Annotated in this window: 25 protein-coding genes; 10 read left to right on the top strand and 15 right to left on the bottom strand. The window is 40.8% G+C overall.

The genetic code is table 11. The annotated features are described in order from the left end of the window. Window positions 1-870 carry a LysR family transcriptional regulator gene (locus CWB77_RS16860; RefSeq protein ID WP_008467766.1) on the bottom strand — a complete coding sequence of 290 codons (870 nt, stop codon included), beginning with the start codon at window positions 868-870 and terminating at the stop codon, window positions 1-3. Window positions 871-959: 89 nt separating this feature from the next. Between CWB77_RS16860 and CWB77_RS16855 the strand changes: the two genes are divergently transcribed. Both CWB77_RS16855 and CWB77_RS16850 read left to right on the top strand, forming a co-directional pair. Continuing rightward, window positions 960-1,334: a MaoP family protein gene (locus CWB77_RS16855; RefSeq protein ID WP_138606645.1), complete on the top strand. Its 375-nt coding sequence runs from the start codon at window positions 960-962 to the stop codon at window positions 1,332-1,334. Between the two features lie 86 nt (window positions 1,335-1,420). Further along, window positions 1,421-2,653 (top strand): response regulator, encoded by a 1,233-nt coding sequence (locus CWB77_RS16850; protein WP_138623693.1) that lies wholly within the window; start codon window positions 1,421-1,423, stop codon window positions 2,651-2,653. 3 nt (window positions 2,654-2,656) lie between these two features. Here CWB77_RS16850 and rarD read toward each other — a convergent pair whose 3' ends face one another. Beyond that, window positions 2,657-3,577, bottom strand: coding sequence for an EamA family transporter RarD (gene rarD / locus CWB77_RS16845; RefSeq protein ID WP_008467760.1), 921 nt, complete (start codon window positions 3,575-3,577; stop codon window positions 2,657-2,659). Window positions 3,578-3,628: 51 nt separating this feature from the next. Further along, complete coding sequence (locus CWB77_RS16840; protein ID WP_016900563.1) at window positions 3,629-4,084, bottom strand: thioesterase family protein; 456 nt, start codon at window positions 4,082-4,084, stop codon at window positions 3,629-3,631. 143 nt (window positions 4,085-4,227) lie between these two features. Between CWB77_RS16840 and recQ the strand changes: the two genes are divergently transcribed. The 4 genes from recQ (at window position 4,228) to CWB77_RS16820 (ending at window position 8,841) form a co-directional block, all read left to right on the top strand. Beyond that, window positions 4,228-6,051: a DNA helicase RecQ gene (recQ, locus tag CWB77_RS16835; RefSeq protein WP_138570004.1), complete on the top strand. Its 1,824-nt coding sequence runs from the start codon at window positions 4,228-4,230 to the stop codon at window positions 6,049-6,051. Between the two features lie 7 nt (window positions 6,052-6,058). Further along, window positions 6,059-6,343: a DUF3630 family protein gene (locus CWB77_RS16830; RefSeq protein ID WP_010391549.1), complete on the top strand. Its 285-nt coding sequence runs from the start codon at window positions 6,059-6,061 to the stop codon at window positions 6,341-6,343. Between the two features lie 139 nt (window positions 6,344-6,482). Further along, entirely contained in the window at window positions 6,483-8,201 is a 1,719-nt protein-coding gene (locus CWB77_RS16825) for a POTRA domain-containing protein (RefSeq protein WP_138623691.1), read from the top strand. A 64-nt stretch (window positions 8,202-8,265) separates the two neighbouring features. Then, window positions 8,266-8,841 carry a mechanosensitive ion channel domain-containing protein gene (locus CWB77_RS16820; protein WP_010391553.1) on the top strand — a complete coding sequence of 192 codons (576 nt, stop codon included), beginning with the start codon at window positions 8,266-8,268 and terminating at the stop codon, window positions 8,839-8,841. Between the two features lie 68 nt (window positions 8,842-8,909). Here the strand turns inward: CWB77_RS16820 and CWB77_RS16815 are convergent, their stop codons facing one another. The 3 genes from CWB77_RS16815 to CWB77_RS16805 form a co-directional block, all read right to left on the bottom strand. Further along, window positions 8,910-9,968 carry a succinylglutamate desuccinylase/aspartoacylase family protein gene (locus CWB77_RS16815; RefSeq protein WP_055012533.1) on the bottom strand — a complete coding sequence of 353 codons (1,059 nt, stop codon included), beginning with the start codon at window positions 9,966-9,968 and terminating at the stop codon, window positions 8,910-8,912. After that, window positions 9,955-10,860, bottom strand: coding sequence for a 30S ribosomal protein S6--L-glutamate ligase (gene rimK, locus CWB77_RS16810; protein WP_008467750.1), 906 nt, complete (start codon window positions 10,858-10,860; stop codon window positions 9,955-9,957). Before rimK ends, CWB77_RS16815 begins: the two co-directional genes overlap by 14 nt. A 66-nt stretch (window positions 10,861-10,926) precedes the next feature. Next, a complete protein-coding gene (locus CWB77_RS16805) occupies window positions 10,927-11,349 on the bottom strand; it encodes an ATP-dependent zinc protease family protein (RefSeq protein ID WP_010391555.1) in 423 nt (140 codons plus the stop codon). A gap of 250 nt (window positions 11,350-11,599) precedes the next feature. On the opposite strand from CWB77_RS16805, the gene CWB77_RS16800 reads away from it, so the two are divergent. Then, window positions 11,600-12,571, top strand: a complete 972-nt coding sequence (locus CWB77_RS16800; RefSeq protein ID WP_010391556.1) for a zinc transporter ZntB — start codon at window positions 11,600-11,602, stop codon at window positions 12,569-12,571. A 68-nt stretch (window positions 12,572-12,639) separates the two neighbouring features. On the opposite strand, the gene rraB is transcribed toward CWB77_RS16800, so the two are convergent. From rraB to CWB77_RS16755, 9 genes are all read right to left on the bottom strand, one after another. Beyond that, on the bottom strand, window positions 12,640-12,975 hold the full coding sequence (gene rraB, locus CWB77_RS16795) for a ribonuclease E inhibitor RraB (protein ID WP_008110603.1): 336 nt from the start codon (window positions 12,973-12,975) through the stop codon (window positions 12,640-12,642). Then, entirely contained in the window at window positions 12,975-13,688 is a 714-nt protein-coding gene (locus CWB77_RS16790) for a 1-acylglycerol-3-phosphate O-acyltransferase (protein WP_010391558.1), read from the bottom strand. The genes rraB and CWB77_RS16790 overlap by 1 nt, the downstream gene beginning before the upstream one ends. A gap of 166 nt (window positions 13,689-13,854) precedes the next feature. Continuing rightward, window positions 13,855-16,152 carry a DNA topoisomerase IV subunit A gene (gene parC / locus CWB77_RS16785; protein ID WP_010391560.1) on the bottom strand — a complete coding sequence of 766 codons (2,298 nt, stop codon included), beginning with the start codon at window positions 16,150-16,152 and terminating at the stop codon, window positions 13,855-13,857. Window positions 16,153-16,162: 10 nt separating this feature from the next. After that, entirely contained in the window at window positions 16,163-17,257 is a 1,095-nt protein-coding gene (locus tag CWB77_RS16780; protein ID WP_010391562.1) for a PQQ-dependent sugar dehydrogenase, read from the bottom strand. A gap of 32 nt (window positions 17,258-17,289) precedes the next feature. Continuing rightward, window positions 17,290-19,179, bottom strand: a complete 1,890-nt coding sequence (parE, locus tag CWB77_RS16775; protein WP_010391564.1) for a DNA topoisomerase IV subunit B — start codon at window positions 19,177-19,179, stop codon at window positions 17,290-17,292. A 20-nt stretch (window positions 19,180-19,199) separates the two neighbouring features. Next, window positions 19,200-19,763 carry a YqiA/YcfP family alpha/beta fold hydrolase gene (locus CWB77_RS16770; protein ID WP_010391565.1) on the bottom strand — a complete coding sequence of 188 codons (564 nt, stop codon included), beginning with the start codon at window positions 19,761-19,763 and terminating at the stop codon, window positions 19,200-19,202. After that, window positions 19,748-20,533, bottom strand: a complete 786-nt coding sequence (locus tag CWB77_RS16765; protein ID WP_138623689.1) for a metallophosphoesterase — start codon at window positions 20,531-20,533, stop codon at window positions 19,748-19,750. Before CWB77_RS16765 ends, CWB77_RS16770 begins: the two co-directional genes overlap by 16 nt. Then, window positions 20,520-20,978 carry a DUF1249 domain-containing protein gene (locus CWB77_RS16760; RefSeq protein WP_055012529.1) on the bottom strand — a complete coding sequence of 153 codons (459 nt, stop codon included), beginning with the start codon at window positions 20,976-20,978 and terminating at the stop codon, window positions 20,520-20,522. The genes CWB77_RS16765 and CWB77_RS16760 overlap by 14 nt, the downstream gene beginning before the upstream one ends. 30 nt (window positions 20,979-21,008) lie before the next feature. Next, the gene (locus tag CWB77_RS16755; RefSeq protein ID WP_138623687.1) at window positions 21,009-21,635 is read right to left on the bottom strand and encodes an NUDIX domain-containing protein; all 627 of its coding nucleotides are present in this window, start codon (window positions 21,633-21,635) and stop codon (window positions 21,009-21,011) included. A 205-nt stretch (window positions 21,636-21,840) separates the two neighbouring features. Here CWB77_RS16755 and tolC point away from each other — a divergent pair, with 205 nt between their 5' ends. The 3 genes from tolC to CWB77_RS16740 all read left to right on the top strand — a co-directional run bounded on the left by tolC (window position 21,841) and on the right by CWB77_RS16740 (window position 24,839). Next, complete coding sequence (gene tolC, locus CWB77_RS16750) at window positions 21,841-23,199, top strand: outer membrane channel protein TolC (protein WP_138623685.1); 1,359 nt, start codon at window positions 21,841-21,843, stop codon at window positions 23,197-23,199. Between the two features lie 106 nt (window positions 23,200-23,305). Further along, window positions 23,306-24,229 (top strand): LpxL/LpxP family Kdo(2)-lipid IV(A) lauroyl/palmitoleoyl acyltransferase, encoded by a 924-nt coding sequence (gene lpxL, locus CWB77_RS16745; RefSeq protein ID WP_138623683.1) that lies wholly within the window; start codon window positions 23,306-23,308, stop codon window positions 24,227-24,229. A 37-nt stretch (window positions 24,230-24,266) separates the two neighbouring features. Beyond that, the gene (locus CWB77_RS16740) at window positions 24,267-24,839 is read left to right on the top strand and encodes a toxin co-regulated pilus biosynthesis Q family protein (protein WP_010391576.1); all 573 of its coding nucleotides are present in this window, start codon (window positions 24,267-24,269) and stop codon (window positions 24,837-24,839) included. Window positions 24,840-25,024 lie beyond the last annotated feature (185 nt).

The raw sequence follows: 25,024 nt of genomic DNA, 5'->3' as shown, positions 1-25,024 counted from the left end.
CTACTTACTTTGTTTCAGTAAACTCGGTGTCATTTGCGACAGCAAATTAACCAGAGTTTCTATTAACTCTTTCTGTTCGTTATCTCTATGATAGGCAACAAATACATCTCTTGACGTATTTTCTACCCCTTTTACATGAAAAAGTTCGCCTTTTTCTAAATGGTCTTTAACTAATACCTGTGGAATAAACGCACTGCCGCCACATTGCAGTATTAAATCAAGCGCTATACGTCCGGTACTGGTTCTAAAATAAGGCGGCGTTTTACCGGTAAACTGACGCGCATGCCAAAGAGAAAACGTAGTTCCCCAATCAACATAAACATATTGATTATCAAAAAAGTTATCGCCTGTTGCGGTATCGTAGCCACTAACCGGAATAATAGGTAGTTCACAAATTCGTTCAACAACGAGTTCGTCTACTTTTGGTGGATCAAATAAAATGGCTAGATCAAGGGTGCGCTCTAATAGTAATCGAGTACTCTCTTGTTGTGCTTTTACCTCTGCCACCAAAGATACACCGGGCATAGCCGATACTATATTTGTAATACCAAACTGTAAAAACGCATCCCAAATATTAGGAGTCCCAGCCAAGCTGATTTGCTTATGCATATTATCTGCAAGTGCAACATCCACTTTGGCCCTTTGCATTCCAGTAATAATCATTTGTGCATGCGGCAACAAGCGCTCACCCGGAGCCGTTAGTTGAATATTATTGCGCTGGCGAATAAATAAATTTACGCCTAAGCCCTGCTCTAATTGACGAATTCGAAAACTCACTGCAGACTGCGTTATGTATAGGTTTTCTGCCGCTTTACCAAAATGGCGAGTACGCACCACTTCAACAAATGTTTTTAATAAATCTATGTCCAATTTTTTATCCTCACGATAAAAATTTTTTGTTTAAAAAAATAGCGATTATGACCCATACTCCAGCTAATAATTGGTATGAGGGTACAGCTATGAGCAATGATATTTCACTACTTCGTCAAGCATTTGTTAGTCAACGTCAGTTTTATGATGATCAAAACTTTCCACGCGGATTTAGCCGCAGCGGACACTTTACCTTGTTAGAGGCAAGTATTTTAGAACAGCACGGTGTTGTTTTAAAAAGTTTGTATAACAAAACAGTTGAGCCGCAAAACGAATATCAACAACAATTTGTAAATGCAATAAGTGGCATCATAGAGCCAAGTAACCCCATTGAGCGAGCATGGGTTAAATACTTAAAGCTAACAACCTGCAAAACAAAATTTCATACATTATTTGGTCGCTCAAAAATTTCAGGGCCAACACCAATCAGCCAAGATTATTATTCTGAGGCTGACAATCTATAAGTCATTACAATAGTTGCTTTTTGGCGTTTTAGCAGTTACAACTTGTATAAGCAAACACTTTTGCAAAATTTAAACAAGGCTGTTACGTGACGCACAGAATACTTATTATTGAAGACACCCCTACTATTGCGCGAGTGCAAAAGCATATCGCGCAAAAAGCGGGCTACGAGGTTGATATTGCTCAGTCGCTGGCTGAGACTAAAGAGCTGATAAGTAAACATGCTTACTTTTGCGCAGTGGTAGACTTTATATTACCTGATGCCCCACAAGGGGAAGCGGTTCCCTGCACCGTTGCAGCAGATATTCCTACCATAGTTATGACAGGCAATATCGATAATCAAACTCGCGATACCGTCGAAAAATACCCTATTATTGATTACATTATCAAAGGCAATAAACAAGCTTACGAATATTTAGAAAAGCAGCTTTATCGCCTACCTCGAAATAAGCAGGTAAAAGTACTGGTTGTTGATGATTCAGCTTCAACACGCCAATATATTTGTAATTTATTAACACGTCATAAATATCAAATCTTTCAAGCAGCCGATGGCCTAGAGGCGCTTAAAGAGCTTGAAAACACCCCTGACATCTCTGTGATCATCACAGATAAAGAAATGCCTAACATGGGCGGTATTGAGCTATGTAATGAAATTAGGCGCATTTATAGTAATGACGAAAAAGCTATTATTGGTATCTCAGGCGCTACATCGTCTAATTTGTCTGCCTTATTTTTAAAAAATGGGGCAAATGACTACTTGTATAAACCTTTTAATAGTGAAGAATTTTACTGCCGGTTAAGCCAAAACGTCGATATGCTAGAGCATATCGAAACTATAAAGCGCCAAGCCAATACTGACTATTTAACTAAACTCCCTAATCGCCGTTACTTTTTTGAAGAGGCTAATAAGTCATTAAAGCAGTTTAAAAAAGCAAAAGCACCAGCCATGTTAGCTATGCTTGATATTGACCATTTTAAAGCTATTAATGATACCTATGGCCATGATGCCGGAGATGAAGTGCTTAAAGGGCTTGCGATATGCTTTAATAAATATTTTGAAAACCAATTGGTTGCCCGTTTAGGCGGAGAAGAATTCGCGGTATTTTTTACTGAGCTAACCGAACAGGAAGCGCTAAAACGACTAGAGAGCTTCAGGCTTTTTATTGAGCTTAACAGTCATGAATTCAGTCAAGCAAACATCAAGTTTACGTTATCGATAGGCTTCAGCCACAGTGAAACCTATCAAATTGACGAACTATTAAAACAAGCCGACTTAAAGCTCTACAAAGCAAAAGAGTCGGGTCGTAATAAAGTGGTTTAGTTTTTAAACCACACCAGAGGCTACAATGGCCGCTTTTCTGCGTTTTCGCGATTGATGGTATGAGTCCCAACTAAAAATAGCCAATGCACTCCAAATACACGCAAAGGTAATTACGCGCTCAGCATCAAACACCTCACCATAAAATACCACCGCTAAAATAAACATTAGGCTAGGCCCTATATACTGAAAAAACCCTAACGTTGTATATTGCAAACGCTTAGCCGCGCCGGTAAAACACAGCAGTGGCAGCGTAGTTACTATGCCCGCGCTCACCAATAATACATTGGTTAGCCAATCATTCCCTGGTAAATTTGACGTTTCAGTCGGTACCATTAGCCACCAATAGGTAAGCGCCACGGGTAACAATATTAATGCCTCAATTAAAATCCCAGGCAGAGCATCAACTTGTAGCTTTTTACGTAATAGGCCATATAGTGCGAAAGATGTTGCTAATGAAAACGCTACCACGGGGAATGAGCCAAAACTAATTAGCTGTAACAGCACGCCTGTAAAAGCTAAAGCAACAGCAGCACCTTGCAACTTACGTAATCGCTCGTTTAAAAACACCATACCAAGCAACACATTTAATAGAGGATTAATGTAGTAACCTAGGCTGGCATCCAACATGTGATTGTTATTGATGGCCCAAATAAACAATCCCCAGTTAAACCCTAGTAAGGTCGAGGTAACAACTAACATCAAAATAAGTTTAGGTTGGATTAAAATGCGTTTAATTTTATCCCAGTAGCTGAGCACACTCACCACCACAATAAGAAACACCACTGACCAAATAACACGGTGCATTAAAATTTCAAATGCTGACACATGTTGGATCATCTTAAAATAAATGGGTGCGAGGCCCCACATAAAAAAAGCGAGGCAGGCAAAAATAGCGCCCTTTCGCTGCTCGGTATCAATCGACATAGTAACCACTTGGTGATTTAAAAGGCCGTCAGTTTACCCCCCTCTCACTTTTTAGCCAACTAAATACGTGCCCGTTCCAAAAGCAATTTGTACTGACTGCTCATTGTGTAACTCCATTCGGCACACACATACTTTATTTCCTGAGCGAATCAGCTTAGCGCTAGCAATAAAAATCTCGCCTTTGCCTGGGCGTAAATAGTCGGTGCGTAAATCTATAGTCCCCAGTGTGGCTAGCCTTTTATGTACACTGGGTAAATCTGCATCGTCTAGTTTTCCGATCACACTGGCAGCAGCAAGCATTCCACCGACATTATCAAGTACCGCCGAAATAACTCCGCCATGGAGAATTTTTTGCGCGGGGTTGCCTATTAATACATCTTGCCAAGGAAAGGAGATTTTAGCTTGTTCAGTACTAAGTGACTCTACCGCTATTTTTAAAAATTGGTTAAAAGGCATATTATTAACAAACAACGCCCCAACTTGTTCAATCAACATTTCTTTATTCATTATTATTCTCTATGTTTTAAGGTGGTACGATGAGTAAAGCACAACTTAAAGCTGTTGTAACCTCCTCGATTATCATTACCGATGTTTACACCAAATAATGAAAGCTAAAGACATCCTGATAAAAAACCACTAAAATAGCGCCGATGAATACACTAACTCCCTCTCCAAATACGCTGGTGCGTAAACCTGAAACTGTACTCAAACAAGTGTTTGGTTACAGCGAATTTCGCGACGGTCAAAGTGCAGTAATCGATGCTGCGATTAACGGCCAAGACTCGTTAGTATTATTGCCTACCGGTGGTGGTAAATCGGTGTGTTACCAAATACCCGCACTAGTATTAGAGGGGGTAACCATTGTTATCTCTCCGCTCATTTCTTTAATGCAAGATCAAGTAACTCAGTTACAAGCTCTAGGCGTAAAAGCCGCTTATATAAATAACAGCTTAGCCCGTGAAGAACAGCAGTTAGTCTATCAGCAGTTGCATCAGGGGCTAATAAAATTACTTTATGTTGCCCCAGAGAAAGTACTACAAAGAGAATTTTTAGAGCGCTTATCGCATTTACATGTCAGTTTGTTTGCTATTGATGAAGCACACTGTGTTTCTCATTGGGGACATGACTTTAGACCTCACTATTTTAGATTAAATGAATTAAAGCAACGCTTTACACATGTACCTATGATGGCACTCACTGCCACCGCTGATAAAGCCACCCGCTTTGATATTGTCGAACAATTAAAACTTCAACAACCCTACATTCACACCGGCAGCTTTGACCGCCCTAATATTCGTTACACCATAGAAGAAAAATTTAAACCTATGGTGCAATTACTACGCTATTTGAAAGAGCAAAAAAATCAAAGTGGCATTATTTATTGCACCAGCCGCAAGCGGGTTGATGACATTGCTGAAAAACTTGCCGATGCAGGCCTTAATGCGGCGGCTTATCATGCAGGAATGAGTAACGAACAGCGCCAATTTGTGCAAACTGGATTTGCCCGCGACGATATTCAAATTGTGGTTGCCACTGTTGCCTTTGGTATGGGAATTAACAAGCCTAACGTACGTTTTGTACTGCATTACGACATTCCCAAAAGTATTGAAGCGTATTATCAGGAAACCGGTCGCGCTGGGCGTGATGGACTGGCTGCAGAAGCCATTATGTATTTTGACCCCGCTGATATAGGGCGGGTTAGACGCTTTTTTGAAGATATTGACGATGAACAACGCCGTCGTGTAGAAGAGCAGCGTTTTAATGCCATGGCCAGTTTTGCCGAAGCCCAGACCTGCAGACGTCAAATATTATTAAACTACTTTAGTGAATACCAACGAGAGCCGTGCGGTAACTGCGATATTTGCTTAAATCCTCCAAAAAGCTTTGATGGCACACTTGTGGCCCAACAAGCACTTTCGTGTGTGTATCGGGCACAGCAACGATTTGGTTTAGGTTACATTGTAGAGTTATTACGCGGCGCAAATACCAGCCGCATTCGTGATAACAACCATCATGAACTCAGCACTTATGGCATAGGTAAAGATAAAAGCAGTGAGTTTTGGCTCAGTATTTTACGCCAACTTATTCACCAAGGGCTACTAAGCCAAGATATAACCCAAGGCGCATCACTACGGCTTACCGAAGCTGCACGCGCTATTTTAAAGAGTGAGTATGCGCTACAACTGGCTGAACCACGCCTACAAGCTAAGCACGTTTATCAGGATAAATTAGCGCAGTTTAATTACGATAAAAAGTTATTTGCTCGCCTACGTGCATTACGTAAAGAATTAGCCGATGCCGATGACGTACCCCCTTATGTAGTATTTAACGATAAAACGCTGGCCGAAATGGCGCAGCTTATGCCTACCAACGACAGTGAATTTTTAAAAGTGTCGGGGGTTGGTTTTACTAAATTAAACAAATATGGCGGTGAGTTTTTAACCGCAATTCGACATTATCTAGCAACGCAATAAGCCCCTTATGACCGAACTTGAATACGATCACACACATCAATGCATTATTGTTAAACCAACAGAGTTGCCGCACGATGAAGACTTTGAGTTGTGGGGAACGTTTTTTTTGCACAGCGATGAAATTAGCATTAGTGAATTTGCAGCTGGGGCTGATCGTCACCAACTGCGTTTTAACTATGCTAACCACACGTTTAATTTAAATTTTGAGCATTACAGTCAAAGTGTGTGGATTAACGGCGAAGGTCAAGATGCCGACAACCTATTGGCAGCGTTAACATTTTATTTAAGCTAAGGCCACGTCTATTTATCGCTAATACCTTATAATTGCTATAAAAAATAAACTAAATTGGCACTTTTACTTACATATTAATAACAATGATGTAAGCTAAGAGTAAGTGTTTTATTTTGCAAAATAGCGCTAAAGAGGGTCAATGCTAAATAGAAAATGGATTGCACGTAGTTGTTTTAGCCTTTCTATTTTGAGTATGTTTATGCTCAGCGTTTGCGCGCAAGAAACGCCACTAGCCCAAAGCTGCCAAAATGACGATTCATTGAAAACTTCTGAAATTAACTTGCGTCGACAAATCGAGTCTCAACCTCCACCGCTTACGATAAATAGTAACGCTAAAATTGCCTCAATTAATCTTAAACAACTTAATGTTTTTAATACCGAACTCGAAGCTGAAAACAACGCACTGTTTCGCTTTGCTAATCGTGCACATATACAAACTGAGCCTGAGGTTATTAAAAGCATTTTATTGTTTAAAGCGGGTGATACTTTTAATCAAAAAACCTTGGCTGAATCTGAGCGGCTACTGCGTAAACAAAACTATTTATATGACGCACAAATTGTTGCCAACGAAAACTGCGATGGCGATATTGATGTAACCGTGGTGACTCGCGATTTGTGGACTTTGCTACCCGAGCTTAGCTTTAGCCGCAGTGGTGGCGAAAATAAATCAAGTATTGGCTTTCGCGAGTCTAACTTATTTGGTTGGGGCAAACGATTATCGTTTGCTCGCAAAACCGACAGTGATCGTAATGGCTATTTATTTGTTTACGATGATCCAAATATCCTATCAACACGCTACAGAGGTCGTATAGAGTATGCCGATAACAGTGACGGTAAAAGTCACTTAGTTGAGCTTACTTACCCATTTTACGCCATTGATACACCCTATAGTTATGGTGCCCTGAATTACTCTACCCAGCGAGAAGAGGCCCTGTACCTTAGGGGCGATAAATTTAGTGAGTTTGAACAGACCACCGATCTAAATCAGGTATTTTTTGGTCACTCTAAAGCCCTTAGCCATAACTGGACACAGCGCTTGAGCCTAGGTTATATCGATGAGCAACAAACATTTAAAAGCATAGATGAAACCACTGTGCCGCTAGCTGAAAATAGGCAGCTTAGTTATCCTTATGTAAGCGGCCACTGGTTTGAAGATAACTTTATAAAAGTGCGTAACTTTGACAGTATTTACCGTACCGAGGATTTAAATTTAGGTTGGAATATAAAAGCTACGCTGGGTTATTCTGATGAATCGATTAGTAACGACGATAGCCGCGCTATTTACTCATTTAATTTTAACAAAGCACACTTTAGTGGTGATAATACGCTATGGCGCTTTCACGCAGATATTCAAGGTTATTGGAATAAAGAACAAAAACAGCTTGAAAACTTAATCACCACCAGCCAAATTCAATATTATTTAAATACCAGCATTGATCAGTCTTGGTATGTAAAAGCCAGGCTACAATACGCAAAAAACCTCACCAACGATAAGCAGCTCACCCTCGGGGGCGAAACCGGTTTACGCGGTTACCCTATGGAGTTTCAACATGGCGATCGGAGTTTTTTAGTCAGCTTAGAAAAGCGCTACTATTGGGAGTATGACTTACTACAACTATTTAAAGTGGGAGGCGCAGCCTTTTTAGATGTAGGCCGCGCATGGTATAACAACGACTCGAATACCCTGTATCAAGTTGAAAACACACCCGTGCTTAAAAATGTTGGATTAGGTTTACGCCTTGCGCCAAGTCGCGCCAATGCGGGTACTATGATACACCTTGATATTGCCGCGCCACTAAATAAATATAACGATGTTGACTCGGTACAGTGGCTACTGAGCGTTAAAAATTCTTTTTAAATCACTACTGCGCACAAAGCTAACGCGTTACACTTTGCGCCTATCATTATTGTGAGAATACGTTTTGGAATTAATCTCTCTTTTAGAGCTTGTGAGCACACAATATAAGCTAATCGTAACCGTGATTGCACTGTTGAGCTTTCCGTTATTGTTAAAGCTCACTAAAAAATTACTCGAAAAAGCCATTAGAGGTAAAATCGATTTACACAGAAAATACCGAGCAGAGTTACTATTAAAAATAATACTCGCCTTTGTTATGTTGTGTTTAGTTTTAGTTTTTTGGGGAATAGAGCTGCGTGGTTTACTGGTATTAGGCTCTTCCTTATTTGCCATGTTAGGCGTTGCGCTGTTTGCGGCTTGGTCATTATTGAGCAACTTAACTGCTTTTTTACTCATGTTTATACAAAATGACTGCCGTGTAGGCTATTGGGTTAGAATCGTGGATGGGGCCAATGCCATTGAAGGGCGCATTATTGAAATGGGGCTGATGAATGTATTACTCGAACACGTTGATGGACATAGGGTGATTTACCCTAATAATCTATTTGTTACCCGTCCCGTGTTAGTACTCAATACAGAGCCAAAACCAACAAAAGCGCCTAAAATTAAACGAATTATTGGCCCAAAGCCACGTAATTAAATAACAATTACTAAAAAGCCGCTTCAGCTAATAAACTTAAGCGGCTTTTTTAATTCTTACGGGTGAAGTTAATTATTCAGCTCAGCCGTTTTCAGTTCATCATCTAAATCACTTATTTCACCAATAAAGCTTTCAAGCTGTTGCTCTACCAAACTATTTGAGTGAGCAAAGTAAGCAATATGAAACACAGCATCGCCTTCATTTACTAAAGGCATGGTTTGCTGACCAATAATAATGCCACTACGTGGAGCAAGCAATTCAAGCTCAGAATCGCCAAGCGGACTACTTATGTATGCCAGTATTTGCCCTTTAGTGACACGTTCACCTAACGATACTTGCGCTCTTACTATGCCATCAACCTCAGCTCGTACCCAACTTGTTGAACCTGCAATAACCGGCTCAGGTAGTTTTTTAGGGCGCTTACCACGCATCATTTTTAAATGACGCATAACATAATCAACCCCTTGTACACCCGCTGCAATCGCAATCGGGTCAAAGCGCAACGCTTCACCTGCTTCGTAGGTAATAACGGGTATACCCAAATTAGCCGCTTCACTGCGCAATGAGCCATTGCGTAACGACGCATCAATAACCGCAGGTGTGCCAAAAGCCTTAGCCATTTGCGCTGTAGCTTCATCGGCTAAATTAGCGCGTATTTGCGGTAAGTTAGTACGATGAATCGCCCCCGTATGCAAATCTATAATATGCGTACAATGCACAGCGACTTGGTTAAAAAACATATACGCCATACGACCTGCTAACGAACCACGTTCAGAGCCAGGAAAACTTCGATTCATATCACGGCGATCGGGCAAGTAACGCGACTTATGAATAAAACCAAATACATTCACAATCGGCACCGCTATTAATGTGCCACGCAACTGGTTAGGATCGATCTTAGCCAGTAACTGGCGCACAACCTCAACCCCATTAAGCTCATCGCCATGTATTGCCGCACAGACCATCAATACAGGGCCTTCCATTACACCGTTAACCACTTCAATAGGAATATTAAGCGGTGAATGGGTATAAAGCTTTGCAGCTTCTAGTGCGAGTGTTTTACGTTCACCTACACCAATGCTTTCACCTAATAGGGTGAAAGGTCGGTTAATTTTAACCTTTGCCACGAGTTGCTGTTCCTTTCACTGAGGCCGTTTTTTCAATAAAGTCAATCACCATACCCGCAATATCTTTACCAGTTGCCACTTCAATCCCTTCTAGGCCTGGCGATGAATTTACTTCCATAACCAAAGGGCCGCGAGATGAACGGAGTAAATCAACGCCAGCAACGTTTAAACCCATTGCTTTTGCTGCAGCAACCGCTGTTTTACGTTCTTCTGGGGTAATACGTACCAGTGTAGCGCTACCACCACGATGAAGATTAGAGCGGAACTCGCCCTCTTGTGCTTGGCGTTTCATCGCAGCAATCACTTTATCGCCCAATACAAAGCAACGAATGTCTGCACCACCGGCTTCTTTAATGTACTCTTGCACCATGATATTGGCTTTTAAACCCATGAATGCTTCAATAACACTTTCAGCTGCTTTACGTGTTTCAGCCAATACCACACCAATACCTTGAGTACCCTCAAGTAACTTAATAACGACCGGTGCGCCGCCTACCATTTCTAATAAATCTTTTACGTCATCGGGCTTGCTGGCAAAGCCTGTAACCGGCATACCCACACCTTTACGCGATAGTAACTGCAAAGAACGTAATTTATCGCGAGAGCGAGAAATAGCCACAGATTCATTAACAGGGAACACCCCCATCATTTCAAATTGGCGTAATACAGCACAACCATAAAATGTAACCGATGCACCAATACGTGGCACGATAGCGTCGAAATCTTTTAGGTTTTCACCACGATAATGAATTTCAGGTTGCTCTGAGTTTATGTTCATGTAAGAGCGTAACGCATCAATTACTTTCACTTCATGTCCGCGCGCCTCAGCAGCTTCGATTAGGCGACGCGTTGAATATAATTTTTTGTTACGAGATAAAATACCAATTTTCATCATTAAAGCCTTAACTAAATGATGTTGAGCAAGCAGATATAATTATGTTTGCTACTCAACGAATTCTTATAATAAATGTGATAAAGCCGGATCAACGACTATGCGATTTTCCATTGCTGTGCGCCCTAACAACATTCTAAACTTCATAGACGCACGACTTGTTAATGTAATTTCTATTGGCCAACTAAATTCGCCGGCATGTAATGTAGTTTCAATAAAGTAACGCAATTCTTTTTGGCCACTAGAGCTGGTAACGTACTTCATCTTTTTAACTTTGGCATTGCAGGTAATTTGCGTTTGCTCGTCTTCTTGCAATGGTTGGGCTGTAAATTTAACCCATTTTTCGCCATCGACTTCGTATTCTTCAATATTAATTGCATGAATACAGGAAGTACGCGCACCAGTGTCTATTTTTGCTTTAATTTGCTCGATGCCTAGCTCGGGTAAACTTAACCACTCACGCCAACCAACTGTTATTTTTGTCGTCATAAATGTGCCCTTAGTAAAAAAAGTGTTTTATACGCTACAGCCAACAAAACACCAACAAAATAAATTCATCTACTCGATAAGCCGATTTGATTGACCTTTTAAGTTAACTCGTTTAACAATGCACCCTTAACGTATGCACTTAACCATAGGCTAAAAAACAATTTTTTGTTGATTAACTCTACAAAGTAAAGCTAAGTTAAATACACTACAGTCAACTGTATTAAAAATATACTATCTATGAGAAATTATTATGATCAATGGCTTACTTCATGCGCTTATTCTTGATGAACAAGGCGGGGCTCGCCCAATAGAAAACAGTAAACAGTTACATCAATGGCAACCTACTGATGGAAAGCTGTGGGTGCATATGGATTACAGTCAAAAAGAAGCCGTAGATTGGTTAAAAAACTGCGGCCAATTAAACGACTACGAACTGGAATCACTCACCGCAGATGAAACACGCCCTCGTATTACTCCTACAATGAATGGCCATATGCTGTTTTTACGTGGAATCAATTTAAATCCAGCGCAAAGCCCTGAAGACATGGTGTCTATTCGCCTATTTATTAATAAAGACGTGGTGATCACTACCCGTAAGCGCCGATTATTATCAGTGCAAGATATTCTAACCTCGTTAAATAATAATGAGGGACCAAGCAGTATTTCTGAACTAGTGTGTAGCTTAGCGCAAAAGCTCACTTCACGTATGCAAACGGTAATAGATGAACTAGATGAAAGCTTAGATGATTTTGAAGAAGAAATTGATGAGCCTAGTAAAAAGTTTGATAACCAAGGCTTGTCGCAACTTCGCCGCCAAACAATCGCGCTAAAACGTTACTTAAAACCGCAAAAAGAAGCGCTCAGCAACATGGTTAATAATCATTACCCATGGCTGTTTGACGATGATAAAGCCAAGCTAAATGAAACCACCAATTTACTTATTCGCTATTTAGAAGAGCTCGATAGTTCAATAGAGCGTGCACTCGTTATTCAGCAAACCATTACTAACCAAGTGTCTGAGCAATTAAATCAGCGTATGTATGTGATGTCGGTGGTGGCTGCTTTATTTTTACCACTGGGATTTTTAACTGGGTTATTGGGGGTCAATGTTGGCGGTATACCTGGCACAGATAGTCCCTATGCATTTACTGCATTTGTGGTGTTTTTGGTTGTTTTGACTGGTGGGATTGGTATTTACTTTAAAAATAAAAAGTGGCTGTAATTACAATACAGATCCAATAAGACACAAAAAAGGCGAACATAATTGTTCGCCTTTTGCATTGGTAACCCTTACTCTTGAAAGTAAGTGCCCCAACCGTCGTATTCTACGTCGCATTCAACCGCAAGCTGTGCAAGCTTATCAACGTCTTCCATTATAACGTCAACATCTAATTCGGCTTCAACAACAATGTCAAAACTCCAAATCTTTTCGCCGTCTTCAAGCTCAAGTTCTGCTGGCTCTTCTACATCGTAACCTAGTTTAAACGCAGCAAGTGCAGCTTGTTCTAACTTAGTAAAATCTTCACATACAAAGTGGTGCTCTACTTCATAAAGGATTTCCGGATCGGAACCATCTTCAAGTAATGAAGTTACGATGTCTTCACTTATTTCACGCCAGTTTTCCATTATTTCTCTCTCACTTGAGCATCTAATTCTGTTATTTTAGCAGCCATAATGCTGTGCACACTTTTAGCATGTTCACGTGCACTGATACTGTTATCAAGTGCTATGGGGGCTAACATTTCAATGTAAATTGTACCATTATCCCAGCGATTTAGTTTAATGGTTTTATCGGTTGTGTTCATACATACTGGCACAACAGGTACCTCTGCACTCATTGCTGTATGAAAAGCACCGGTTTTAAAAGGGAGTAAACCACGACCATAACTACGCGTCCCCTCAGGGAACATCCACACCGACAAGCCTTTTTGTTTTATTTTAGCCGCTGCCTTAGAAATAGTGCCTGCCGCTTTAGAGCGATTTGCTCTGTCGATTAAAATATTACCCGATAACCAATAAAGCTGACCAAAAAACGGGATCCACTTCAGGCTTTTTTTGCCAACACTCACACAATTTTTTGGCACCATAGCTGGAATAGTAAATAAATCATAGCTATTTTGATGATTCGCTACATACACAGCGGGCCCCACCTTAAGCGCATCGGGATGATATTTTAGTTCTAATTTAACCCCAAGCATTTTAGCCATTGAGCCAAACCAACTTGCAATAACATGCACATTATTAGGATGAAATGGTCTAAATATTGATAACAACAAACCAAAAAAACAACTTAATAATATAAACAACAGCATTATTAAAATACGTATAACAGCTAGCAAGTGCGCCTCTCCAATATAACCACAATCATGTATTGTTTTATTATAACGTTATTTTGTTGCGCAGACGAGAAAATAGCGCACAAGCGTGCGCTGAAATAAAACAGTCATAAAAAAACGGCTTACCTGAGTAAGCCGTTTTCTAATTTTATCTAATTTGATCTCAAGATTAACTTGGCTCTGCGTCTGAGCTTGGCTCATCAACTTGTTGCGGTGTTAACTCTACCACAGCTTCATCTACGCGCTGTAAACCTCGAGGTAACTTATTCCCTCTGCGGCCTCGCTCGCCATGGTAATGCTCAAGGTCGCTTGGTTTAAGGGTCAGCTTACGCTTACCTGCATGCAGCGTTACACTGCTGCCTTGCGGCACAACAGCTAATACTTTTACAAACTCTTCGCGGGCTTGTACTTTCGCACCCGGAATAGAAATAATTTTATTACCCTTACCTTTACCTAGCTTAGGTAGGTCACGCAGTGGGAATAACAACATCCGCCCTTCGTTAGAAATCGCCATACAGTAGTCAGTAGCCACGTCGTTAACGCGAATTGGCGAAAGTAACACACCACCTTTTGGCACACTCACTAACGCTTTACCGTTTTTGTTTTTGCTCACTAAATCTTTAAAGTCAGTAATAAAACCATAACCAGCGTCGGAGGCCATTAACAACACTTGAGCGTCCTCACCCATTACTACGTGCTCAAAGCTGGCGCCTGAGGTTAGGTTAAAGCGCCCTGTCATTGGCTCGCCTTGGCTTCGCGCTGAAGGAAGACTATGAGCATCAGTGGCAAATGCACGTCCAGCTGAATCTAAAAATACCGCAGGCTGATTACTTTTACCTCTCGCTGATGCTCTATAACCATCACCAGCTCTGTAATTTAATCCTTCCACATCTAAGTCATGACCCTTACCAACCCGTGCCCAGCCTTTATCTGATAGCACCACGGTGACTGACTCTGATGGAATTAAATCTTTTTCGCTCAGTGCTTTGGCTTCTACACGCTCAATCACAGGCGAGCGGCGATCATCACCATACATTTCTGCAGCTTCTTGAATTTCTTTTTTCAATAAGGTCGACATGCGACGGTCTGAGCCCAATGTTTGCTCTAATTTGTCACGCTCTTTTGCCAATTCGTCTTGCTCACCACGAATTTTAAACTCTTCAAGTTTTGCCAAATGGCGAAGTTTTAATTCTAAAATGGCTTCTGCTTGAATATCGGTTAAATCAAAGCGCTCCATCAATATTGGCTTAGGCTTATCTTCAGAGCGGATGATTTCTATAACTTCATCAATATTTAAAAAGGCAGCCAGTAAACCTTCTAAAATATGTAATCGAGCCAGTACTTTATCAAGTCGATATTGCAAGCGACGACGTACCGTTTCGCGTCTAAAGGTTAACCACTCTGTTAAAATACTACGTAAATCTTTAACTTGTGGACGGCCATCTAAGCCGAGCATGTTTAAATTTACGCGGTAATTTTTTTCAAGATCGGTGGTGGCAAATAAGTGTGCCATTAATGGCTCAGCTTTAATTCGGTTTGAACGCGGCACAATCACAATACGGGTCGGGTTTTCATGATCAGATTCATCACGTAAATCGGCCACCATCGGCAGCTTTTTAGCGTTCATTTGCGCTGCAATTTGCTCAAGTACTTTTGCACCCGAACATTGATGCGGTAACGCAGTAATAACTATATCGCCCTGCTCTTCACAATACACAGCGCGCATTTTAATTGAGCCACGACCGGTTTTATAAATTTTGTGAATATCAGCTTTTGGAGTAATTATTTCAGCATCAGTTGGATAATCAGGCGCATGCACTAAATCCAATAACTCTTCGAGTTCTGTTTTTGGTTTATCAAGTAATAAACAACAGGCACTGGCTACTTCACGCACATTATGCGGCGGTATATCGGTTGCCATACCTACCGCAATACCGGTGACACCATTAAGTAATATATGCGGTAAGCGCGATGGCAATACTAATGGTTCATCCATGGTGCCGTCGAAGTTTGGCGTCCAATCAACAGTCCCTTGGCCTAACTCTTTAAGTAATACTTCAGAGAATTTAGATAAACGCGCTTCGGTATAACGCATTGCCGCAAACGACTTCGGATCATCTGCAGCACCCCAGTTACCTTGACCATCAACTAACGGGTAGCGATAAGAAAACGGCTGCGCCATAAGTACCATGGCTTCATAACAGGCACTATCACCGTGAGGATGGTATTTACCTAATACATCACCCACGGTACGGGCTGATTTTTTGTATTTAGCACTTGCCGATAACCCCAGTTCACTCATCGCATAAATAATACGACGCTGAACGGGTTTTAAACCGTCACCAACGTGCGGTAAGGCACGATCCATGATCACGTACATTGAATAATTTAAATAGGCGTCTTCGGTAAAACGCCCCATTGTTTGCTGTTCAATTCCTTGCATTAGCAAGGTATCTGTATCACTCATTAAAGCTTACCTAGTTTTTCTTATAGCTTACGCGGTAAATTACGTTAGCGTAATCATCGCTTACCAATAGACTGCCATCATTTAATTGTGCAAATGCAACAGGGCGTCCAAATGTCGTTTCGTCTTGCATAAAGCCGGTGATCAGTGGCGTATATTTAGTTACTTTGGCATTTTCTATGGTTGCCACAGCCACTTTATAACCAACCTTTTTAGAGCGGTTCCATGAACCATGCTCAGCAACAAATAACTGTTGTTTGTAGCTATCTGGGAACTGTTTGCCGGTATAAAAATGAATACCCAATGGCGCAACATGCGCCCCCAATGCCAATGCAGGTTGAGTGTAATCAGCAATATTTTTGCCTTCACCAAACTCAGGATCAACAATAACGCCACCATGCACGTATGGAAAACCAAAGTGCTCTTCTTCCTTAGTAATGCGGTTTAGCTCATCAGGTGGAATATCATCCCCCATCATGTCGCGGCCGTTATCACTAAACCATAGCATTTGCGTACTAGGATGAAAGTCAAAACCCACCGTATTACGTACACCTTTGGCTAAAGTCGTTATTTCTTTGGTATCGGTATTTAACGAAAAAATACGGCCAAAGCGAGCATCTTCCTCACAAATATTACACGGTACGCCCACGGGAATTATCAGCTCGTCGTTTGGTGCAAAACGCAAAAATTTCCAACCATGATGACGCTCTGACGGTAAATCGCTATAAAACACTTCATACTCAGGGTTTTTGAGGTGTTTATCGATATTTTTAAAACGGATAATACGGTGCACTTCACCAACATATAAGTCACCCCCTTTAATTGCTAAACCCGAGGGCATATTTAATCCCTCTGCAATCACTATTTTTTTATCTGCCACGCCATCGCTGTTATGGTCAATCAGTGCATATACATTACCCGCCTTACGCGACCCTGCATACACAATACCTCGGCTTGATACTGCAATTTGCCGTGCATTTTCAACATCATCAGCAAATAAGCTGATTTCAAAACCCGGTGCAGCGGTCAGCTTGTCGAGTATATTTTTCGCCATCACTGGCGATGATATTAAGCCCAGTAACAACAGTGTGCTAAATAATTTATTCATTTGCCTCTCCTGTTTTAAAGCCCAAAGGCTTATTAAACTTGTGCCTTGTTACCATGATCCTCTAGCCATTGACGGCGATCTGATGAGCGCTTTTTAGCGAGTAGCATATCCATCATTTCCATTGTTTGCTGCTCTTCATCAAGAGTAAGCTGTACTAAACGACGAGTATTAGGGTCCATGGTTGTTTCACGCAATTGTAGCGGGTTCATTTCGCCCAAACCTTTAAAGCGTTGTACGTTTACTTTGCCACGTTTCTTTTCTGCTTCTATGCGCGCTAAGATACCGGTTTTTTCATCTTCATCCAGCGCGTAGTAAACATCTTTACCAATATCAATTCTAAATAACGGTGGCATAGCAACATACACATGGCCGGTTTTAACTAATTGTGGGAAATGGCGAACAAATAAGGCACACAGTAAGGTGGCAATATGCAGTCCATCGGAGTCAGCATCCGCTAATATACAAATTTTATTATAACGTAGTCCCGACATATCGGCTGAGTCTGGGTCTATACCTAGCGCAACTGAAATATCGTGCACTTCTTGAGAGGCCAAAATTTGCCCTGATTCTACTTCCCAAGTATTTAAAATTTTACCTCTTAACGGCATGATTGCTTGGAATTCACGATCTCGCGCTTGTTTAGCTGAGCCCCCTGCTGAGTCACCCTCTACCAAAAACAATTCTGTGCGGTCATTATCAGCAGCACTACAATCGGTCAGTTTGCCTGGTAATGCTGGGCCTGATGTAACTCGCTTACGTACTACTTTTTTAGCCGCACGTAAGCGACGCTGTGCATTTGAAATACATAGTTCAGAAAGTAGCTCTGCGGTATCAGTGTGCTCATTTAGCCATAAGCTAAAGGCATCTTTTACTACACCCGATACAAACGCAGCACATGAACGTGATGAGAGTTTTTCTTTGGTTTGCCCTGCAAATTGTGGGTCTTGCATTTTAACCGACAACACATAACTACAACGTTCCCAAATATCATCTGGGGTAAGCTTTACGCCACGTGGTAATAAATTTCTAAACTCACAAAATTCACGCATCGCCTCTAAGAGCCCTTGGCGCAGACCATTTACATGGGTGCCCCCTTGTGCGGTAGGAATTAAGTTTACATAACTTTCGGCTATCGACTCACCACCTTCTGGCATCCATACAACGGCCCAATCAGCGCCTTCAATAGAACTTGAAAACTCACCCACAAATGGGTCTTTAGGTAGTATTTCGTAACCTTTAACGGCTTCAATTAAGTAATCTTTTAAGCCTGTTTCATAAAACCACTCTTGGGTTTCTTTCGTTTGTTTATTTACAAACTTAATACGCAAACCTGGACATAAAACCGCTTTAGCTTTTAATAAGTGATTAAGCTTAGTCAAAGAAAAATTAGCAGAGTCAAAATAGCTGGTATCTGGCCAAAAACGTACCGTAGTACCAGTGTTGCGTTTACCCACTGAGCCAATAACATTTAAATCTTCAACTTTATCGCCATGCTCAAAAGCCATTCTAAATTGCTGCGCATCACGACGAACCGTTACTTCCACGCGGGTAGATAGCGCATTAACAACCGAGATACCTACGCCATGCAAGCCACCAGAGAATTGATAGTTTTTGTTTGAAAACTTACCGCCGGCATGCAGCTTAGTAAATATTAACTCAACTCCTGGAATACCTTCTTCTGGGTGAATGTCAATTGGCATACCTCGGCCATCGTCACTCACCTCAAGCGAATTATCTTCATGTAAAATGACATCAATACGTGTTGCATGTCCAGCCATTGCTTCATCAACACTGTTATCAATAACCTCTTGGCCTAAATGATTTGGCCTTGTGGTATCTGTATACATGCCAGGGCGGCGTTTTACCGGCTCTAATCCATTAAGTACTTCAATGGCTTCGGCGTTATAATTTTGTTGAGTCATAGTTTTTATCTTTATATACGCTAATATCTGATTTTAAGAAAATCGACAATGCTTGAAAAAGCTCGCTCAAAGCCATTAAAGCTATGATCGCCGCCAAATTCAATTAACTGTTTACATTGTGAGTAATACTTTATTGCGTGCTGAAAATTTAACACTTCATCCCCTGTTTGCTGTAATAAATACAACAGCTCAGGGTGTTTTAACTCTGTCACCGTTAATGCTTTTAACGCATCTATATGACGAGATTGTAATTGGTAATTATAATCTTGATACGGATTATAATTAGGCCCAAGTATAGGCTCTAATAATGTATATGGGGCAACGGCAGGATTAATTACCACCGCAGGAATTTGATAACGCTGCGATAAATACGTGGCAAAAAAACCACCTAGCGAGCTGCCCAATAATACGGTATTCGGTGTTAATAGTTGTTCAAGCGCTATAATAGCCTCTACAGGCTCATGATTTAAACGCGGCACACAATAATCAACATCATAGTGTGCCATAAGCTCACCAAAGCGCACAGCTTTATATGATTTTTCAGAGCTATTAAAACCGTGAATATAAATTACTCGTTTAACCATACCACGTCCGAGTGTATATGCACCTGTTGTTGCTCAGCATTTAAATACAGCATGCGATAAGCTGCCCCTTTATTTTCTTGCTGCCAAGTCGCACTGTGTTTACTAAATTGCACGCAGCTGGCTGGGGTAGCGTAAACATTGAGCCCTCTAAACTGCTGTTGATAGTCATTATGGACATGCCCATGAAACAGCGCATCAACGCGACCATTATTAACTAATAAATTTAATAGTTGCGGCCCATTTTCTAACATATGTTTATCTAGGTAGCCATCAATTGGCAATGGGTTGTGATGACAAAATGCAATGTGACGATTATTTGAATCAACTAAGCAAGCCATAATTTCATCTAAATGCGTGGCACTGACCCACCCTGCAGGCGTATTACCTTTAGAATTAATTAATATCAGCTCAATCCCTTGTGCCACTATGTGTTTAGCGTGTTGTATTTGCCCACCACTAATTAAATTAAGCTGTTCAATCTCATCATGGTTACCAGGCACCCAAAATACGGGGCAATCAACGTCACTATTATGAATAAGTTCTGCAAATAATAAATACGAATTAAAGCTGTGATCTTGCGTTAGGTCACCACCAAATATCAACGCATCAGGCTGCTGCTTTGCTATATCGGCCAATGCTATAACAAAATGTTCAGCGGTATTAACGCCAAAGTATTCAGCATCTTTATCACTAAAAAGGTGGCAATCAGTTAGGTGTGCAATTCGAAGCGTAGTTTGTTCAAAATAATAGATGTCATCAAACCAAGCCATTATTTACATCCCAATTAAGTGTTGATTGACCTCTTTCAACACACGCTACCAACCAGTCATACAAAAAAGCATTTAACTGATATTTTTCATCTTTTTGATGCATTTTTGGGTTAGGGTAACCATAAGAAGGCTTAATTCGTTGGTGGTAGTCATGATGAACAATTTCAGCCACCTTCGCATCATTGTACAAACGTACCGTTAAATACAGCGGTGCAATGCCAACGAGCATGCCATTTAACTGTTTAATAGAAACATCAAGTGTGTACTTAGCACTATCATCTATGTGAATTGCAAATTCACTGTGCCCTAATTTAATTTCTCTTACATTGCCAATCACTTGCTCATGAGGCAGTAGTTTTAAAAGGCGTACGTAATTGTGCTCACAAAGCGTTAAATACTTTGGAAGGCTTTGAATGTATCGATTAGTGGTTAAAAGTGCTGTCAAAATACCGCCATTACTATTAAAAAATAAAAACTATGCCCACTTTTTACGTATCTTATCGCGATTTAGCGCTAACCATTGCAAGCAAATTACGGTAGCAGCATTATCTATTTCACCAGTATTAAGTCGCTGTAGTGCTTCGTCTACGTGCATAATATGGGTTTTAATATCTTCACCTTCGGTTTCTAACCCATAAATGCCAGTACTCATTTGGCTTAAATCGGCGTGAGCTAAATATAAGAACAAACGCTCTGTAGTACCGCCGGGGCTTGAAAGATAAGACAACATAAACTCAAGTTCTGTTAAATTAAGCCCCGCTTCTTCAAGCGCTTCTTTTTTAACAACCGCTTCGTAATCTTCACTGCCATCGGTCATACCCGCTATACATTCTAACAGCCAAGGCGTATGTTTGCTTTTAATTGCGCCAATTCGAATTTGTTCTATAAGCAATACTTGCTCAGTGACTGGATCATAAGGTAATACCGCGACCGCATCGCCACGCTCTAAAATTTCTCGACGAATAACCTCAGACTCTCCACCAGCAAACAGAGCATGCTGAAATTGATAAAGGTTTATTTTAAAAAAACCGCTATACAAATTTTCAACCGGTTTTAATCTCACATCATCATGGGTAAATTGAGTACGACTTTTATTCGCCATATTTTTTATTTCCTTTTTGGAAGCGCAGATACATCAACGCTTTGATTACCAGCCCTATTAAAACGCTAAATTGAGCAAATGAGGCGTGTTAGGTATATATTCTGTTACACTTGAGAACGTTGTTTTACTAATTTTTTTTTTAGTTATTAAGTAAAACAGGTTAACATGCCTGTAGTACAAAAATTGTCTAAGGACCGAACATCACATGAAAAAGAACATCCTTGCAGCACTGGTTAGTTTATCATGCGCATTGGGCTCAACCGTAGCCAATGCTGAAGATTTACTTCAAGTTTTTGAAATCGCAACAGCCAACGATCCTACCGTTTTAAAAGCAAAAGCCCAAGCTGATGCTCAATCATACCAAAGCGATCGCGCTATGAGCGCACTATTACCGCAAATTGGCTTGACTATGAGTTACACAAAGTCTGACTCAACTTCCTTCAGACAATCTGAGGATTTATCTTCTCTTGATAAAATTAATGCTGAAAACGACGAGTTTTCTCGTGGTATTAGCTTAAGCCAAACGTTATTTGATTTAGGCGCATGGAATTCATTAGGTATAGCCGACAAACAAGCACTTCAAGCAAGCGGCCAATACGACTTTGCCAAGCAAAACCTAATTGTGCGTGTTGCTGAGGGCTATTTTAACGTACTTAGCGCTATTGATAACCTTGAATTTGTACAAGCTGAAAAACGTGCCATTGAGCGCCAACTTGAACAAACTAAACAGCGTTACGCTGTAGGTTTAACAGCTATTACCGATGTACATGAAGCACAAGCACAATTTGATAATTCAGTAGCGCAAGAGATCATTGCTAATAATGCGGTAGAAACAGCCCGTGAGCAGCTACGTGAGATCACTGGTAAGTACCACGCAAAGCTGGATATGTTAAACACCGAAACATTTTCTACTGTTAAGCCAAGTACGCCTGCAACTGATTTAGTTAAAATAGCTAAAGACAAAAACTTAAATCTGCAAGTATCAAAAATAACGGTTGATATAGCTAAAGAACAAATTAAACTCGCAAAAGCAGGTCATTACCCAAAACTAACGTTAAATGCTAGCTACGGCGACTCATTAACAGATAGTGAGTTAAATGGCGCTAGTTTTGACGACCAGCCTCGTTCTGATTCAACCTCTATTGGACTAAACTTTAGCGTCCCACTTTACTCAGGTGGCGCAACGGTTGCTGCAACAGATCAAGCACGTGCATTTTACGTTGCTGCTAGCCAAGATTTTGAAACCGATTATCGTGCAGTAACTCGCTCTGTAATTACTTCTTACAATCAAGTGGTATCTGACATTGCAACATTTAAAGCGCTCGAACAAGCAGTTATCTCAGCTGAAAGTGCATTAAAAGCCACTGAAGCGGGTTTTGAGGTAGGTACACGTACTATCGTTGATGTACTAATTAGTACGCAAAACTTGTACAATGCAAAGCGTAACCTTGCCGATGTACGTTATCGTTATGTTGTATCAACGCTTCGCTTAAAACAAGCAACAGGAACATTGAGCCGTGAAGATTTAGTGGGTATAAACCAAGGTTTAAATACCGTTAACTAAGCAAACGACTTCATTATAAATAATCACTAAAGCCAGCTTTTTGCTGGCTTTTTGTATTTTTTAACACATAGCGTTAAACTAGCCTTTTATTTTTAGAGAAATTTTTGTGGTTAACTCATCCCCTTTTAAAGCCTCTTTTTTAGGTCCTCGTTATTGGCTAACCTGGATTGGTGTTTTGTTTTTATATCTCATTTCTTGGTTACCGCAAAAACTACAATTAGCTATGGGTAAGCAGCTAGGACGCTTGGTTCATAAATATATGAAGCGTAGAAGGCATATTGCTGAAGTTAATATTAAACGCTGCTTCCCCGCAATGAGCGAAGCCGAGCAACAACAGCTGGTACTTAAGAACATGGAAAATACTGGTATTGCCATGGTTGAAACCGGTATGGCTTGGTGGTGGCCACAATGGCGGGTCAAAAAAGTATTGGGATCAATAAAAGGGCTTGAGCACTTTGAGCGCGTACAACAATCAGGAAAAGGCGTTTTATTACTTGTTCCACATATACTTCATCTTGAAATGACAAGTCGTGTAATGGGTTTGAAGTGCCAAGGTATTGGCTTTTACCGCCCGCATAACAATCCGCTTATGGAATACTTTACCACCAATGGACGCCTTCGATCTAACGAGTACATGGTTGGAAAAAAAGACGTAAAAGGATTATTAAAATCATTAAAAAATAAAAAGCTGTGCTATTACTTACCCGATCAGGATTATGGCCGTAACCGCTGTGAGTTTGTGCCTTTTTACGCAGTACCCGATACAGCCACAACCACTGGTACACTAATGTTTGCAGGTAGTAAAAACTGCGAAACAATGAGCTTAATTGCTTATAGGGATAACAACGGAAAGTATCACTTAGAAATCGTGCCTGAGCTTGAAAACTTCCCGAGCGGCGATGATAAAGCCGATGTAACACGTGTTAATCAGCGCATGGAACAATCAATAAATGCCGCCCCTGAACAATATATGTGGTTGCATAGACGCTTTAAAACACGACCCGATAAAGACGCCCCCTCTTTCTATTAAAGATGGGTTATTAAAATAACAAAGATGAGTAACAGCCATGTGGTTTTGGATTAGATATATACTTTTAGCTTTATTGTTAATTGGTGCAGCCATTTACTTTCTACTAAATGGTTCGTCGTCACTTAATTATCAACAAACCACTAACGCTGCGGCTGAAGGGTTATCGCGGTTTTATGCATCAATCCGAGATAGAATTTCTGTCAATAAAGACAATGACAAATTTGTAATTGAACTCGAAAAACCCGATCTTAGCCTCGACAGAGCGCTAAACCAGCGTTCTTTTGTAGTAGAGCCTATGCCTTTAAATTGGAGTGGAGAAGTAGGCCCGCGTCGCTTCCAACGTGACTCAACCTTGCGTACCGTACTAACCCAATATGCTAATAACGAAGGTATTACTTTAATGTGGTACTTAGACAAAGATTACGTTGTTAAGGATCACTTTCGAATAGATAGCAGTTTTAACTCCGCTTTATACCGCGTTAGCCGCTCTATAAATGATGATTTTTCAAATGAAGTGTATGCGTTTTTCTGCCCTAAACAACGCGCAGCGGTTATTACCGAGCTACCGTCTGAATTTGTACGTACAAACTGTTTAAAGCTAAGTAATTAACTAGGGTCTGTTGACCTTTCAAGGTTGAATTTGCAGCAGTCTGTTTGGTATTTAGGCAAGGCAGAGCCTATGAAGTGTGGTTATTCCCCATAAATAGGCGATAACGTGGAATAAATGCCAAACAGGCGCTGCCCGAAGGGTTCTGCCTAGGGGCAATTAACTCTTTGTTGCTCGGTTCTTACTTA

Origin of the sequence: Pseudoalteromonas sp. S1610 (assembly GCF_005887465.1) — a bacterium.
Lineage (GTDB): Bacteria > Pseudomonadota > Gammaproteobacteria > Enterobacterales > Alteromonadaceae > Pseudoalteromonas > Pseudoalteromonas undina.
This window is presented reverse-complemented; position numbering and strand designations above follow the sequence as displayed.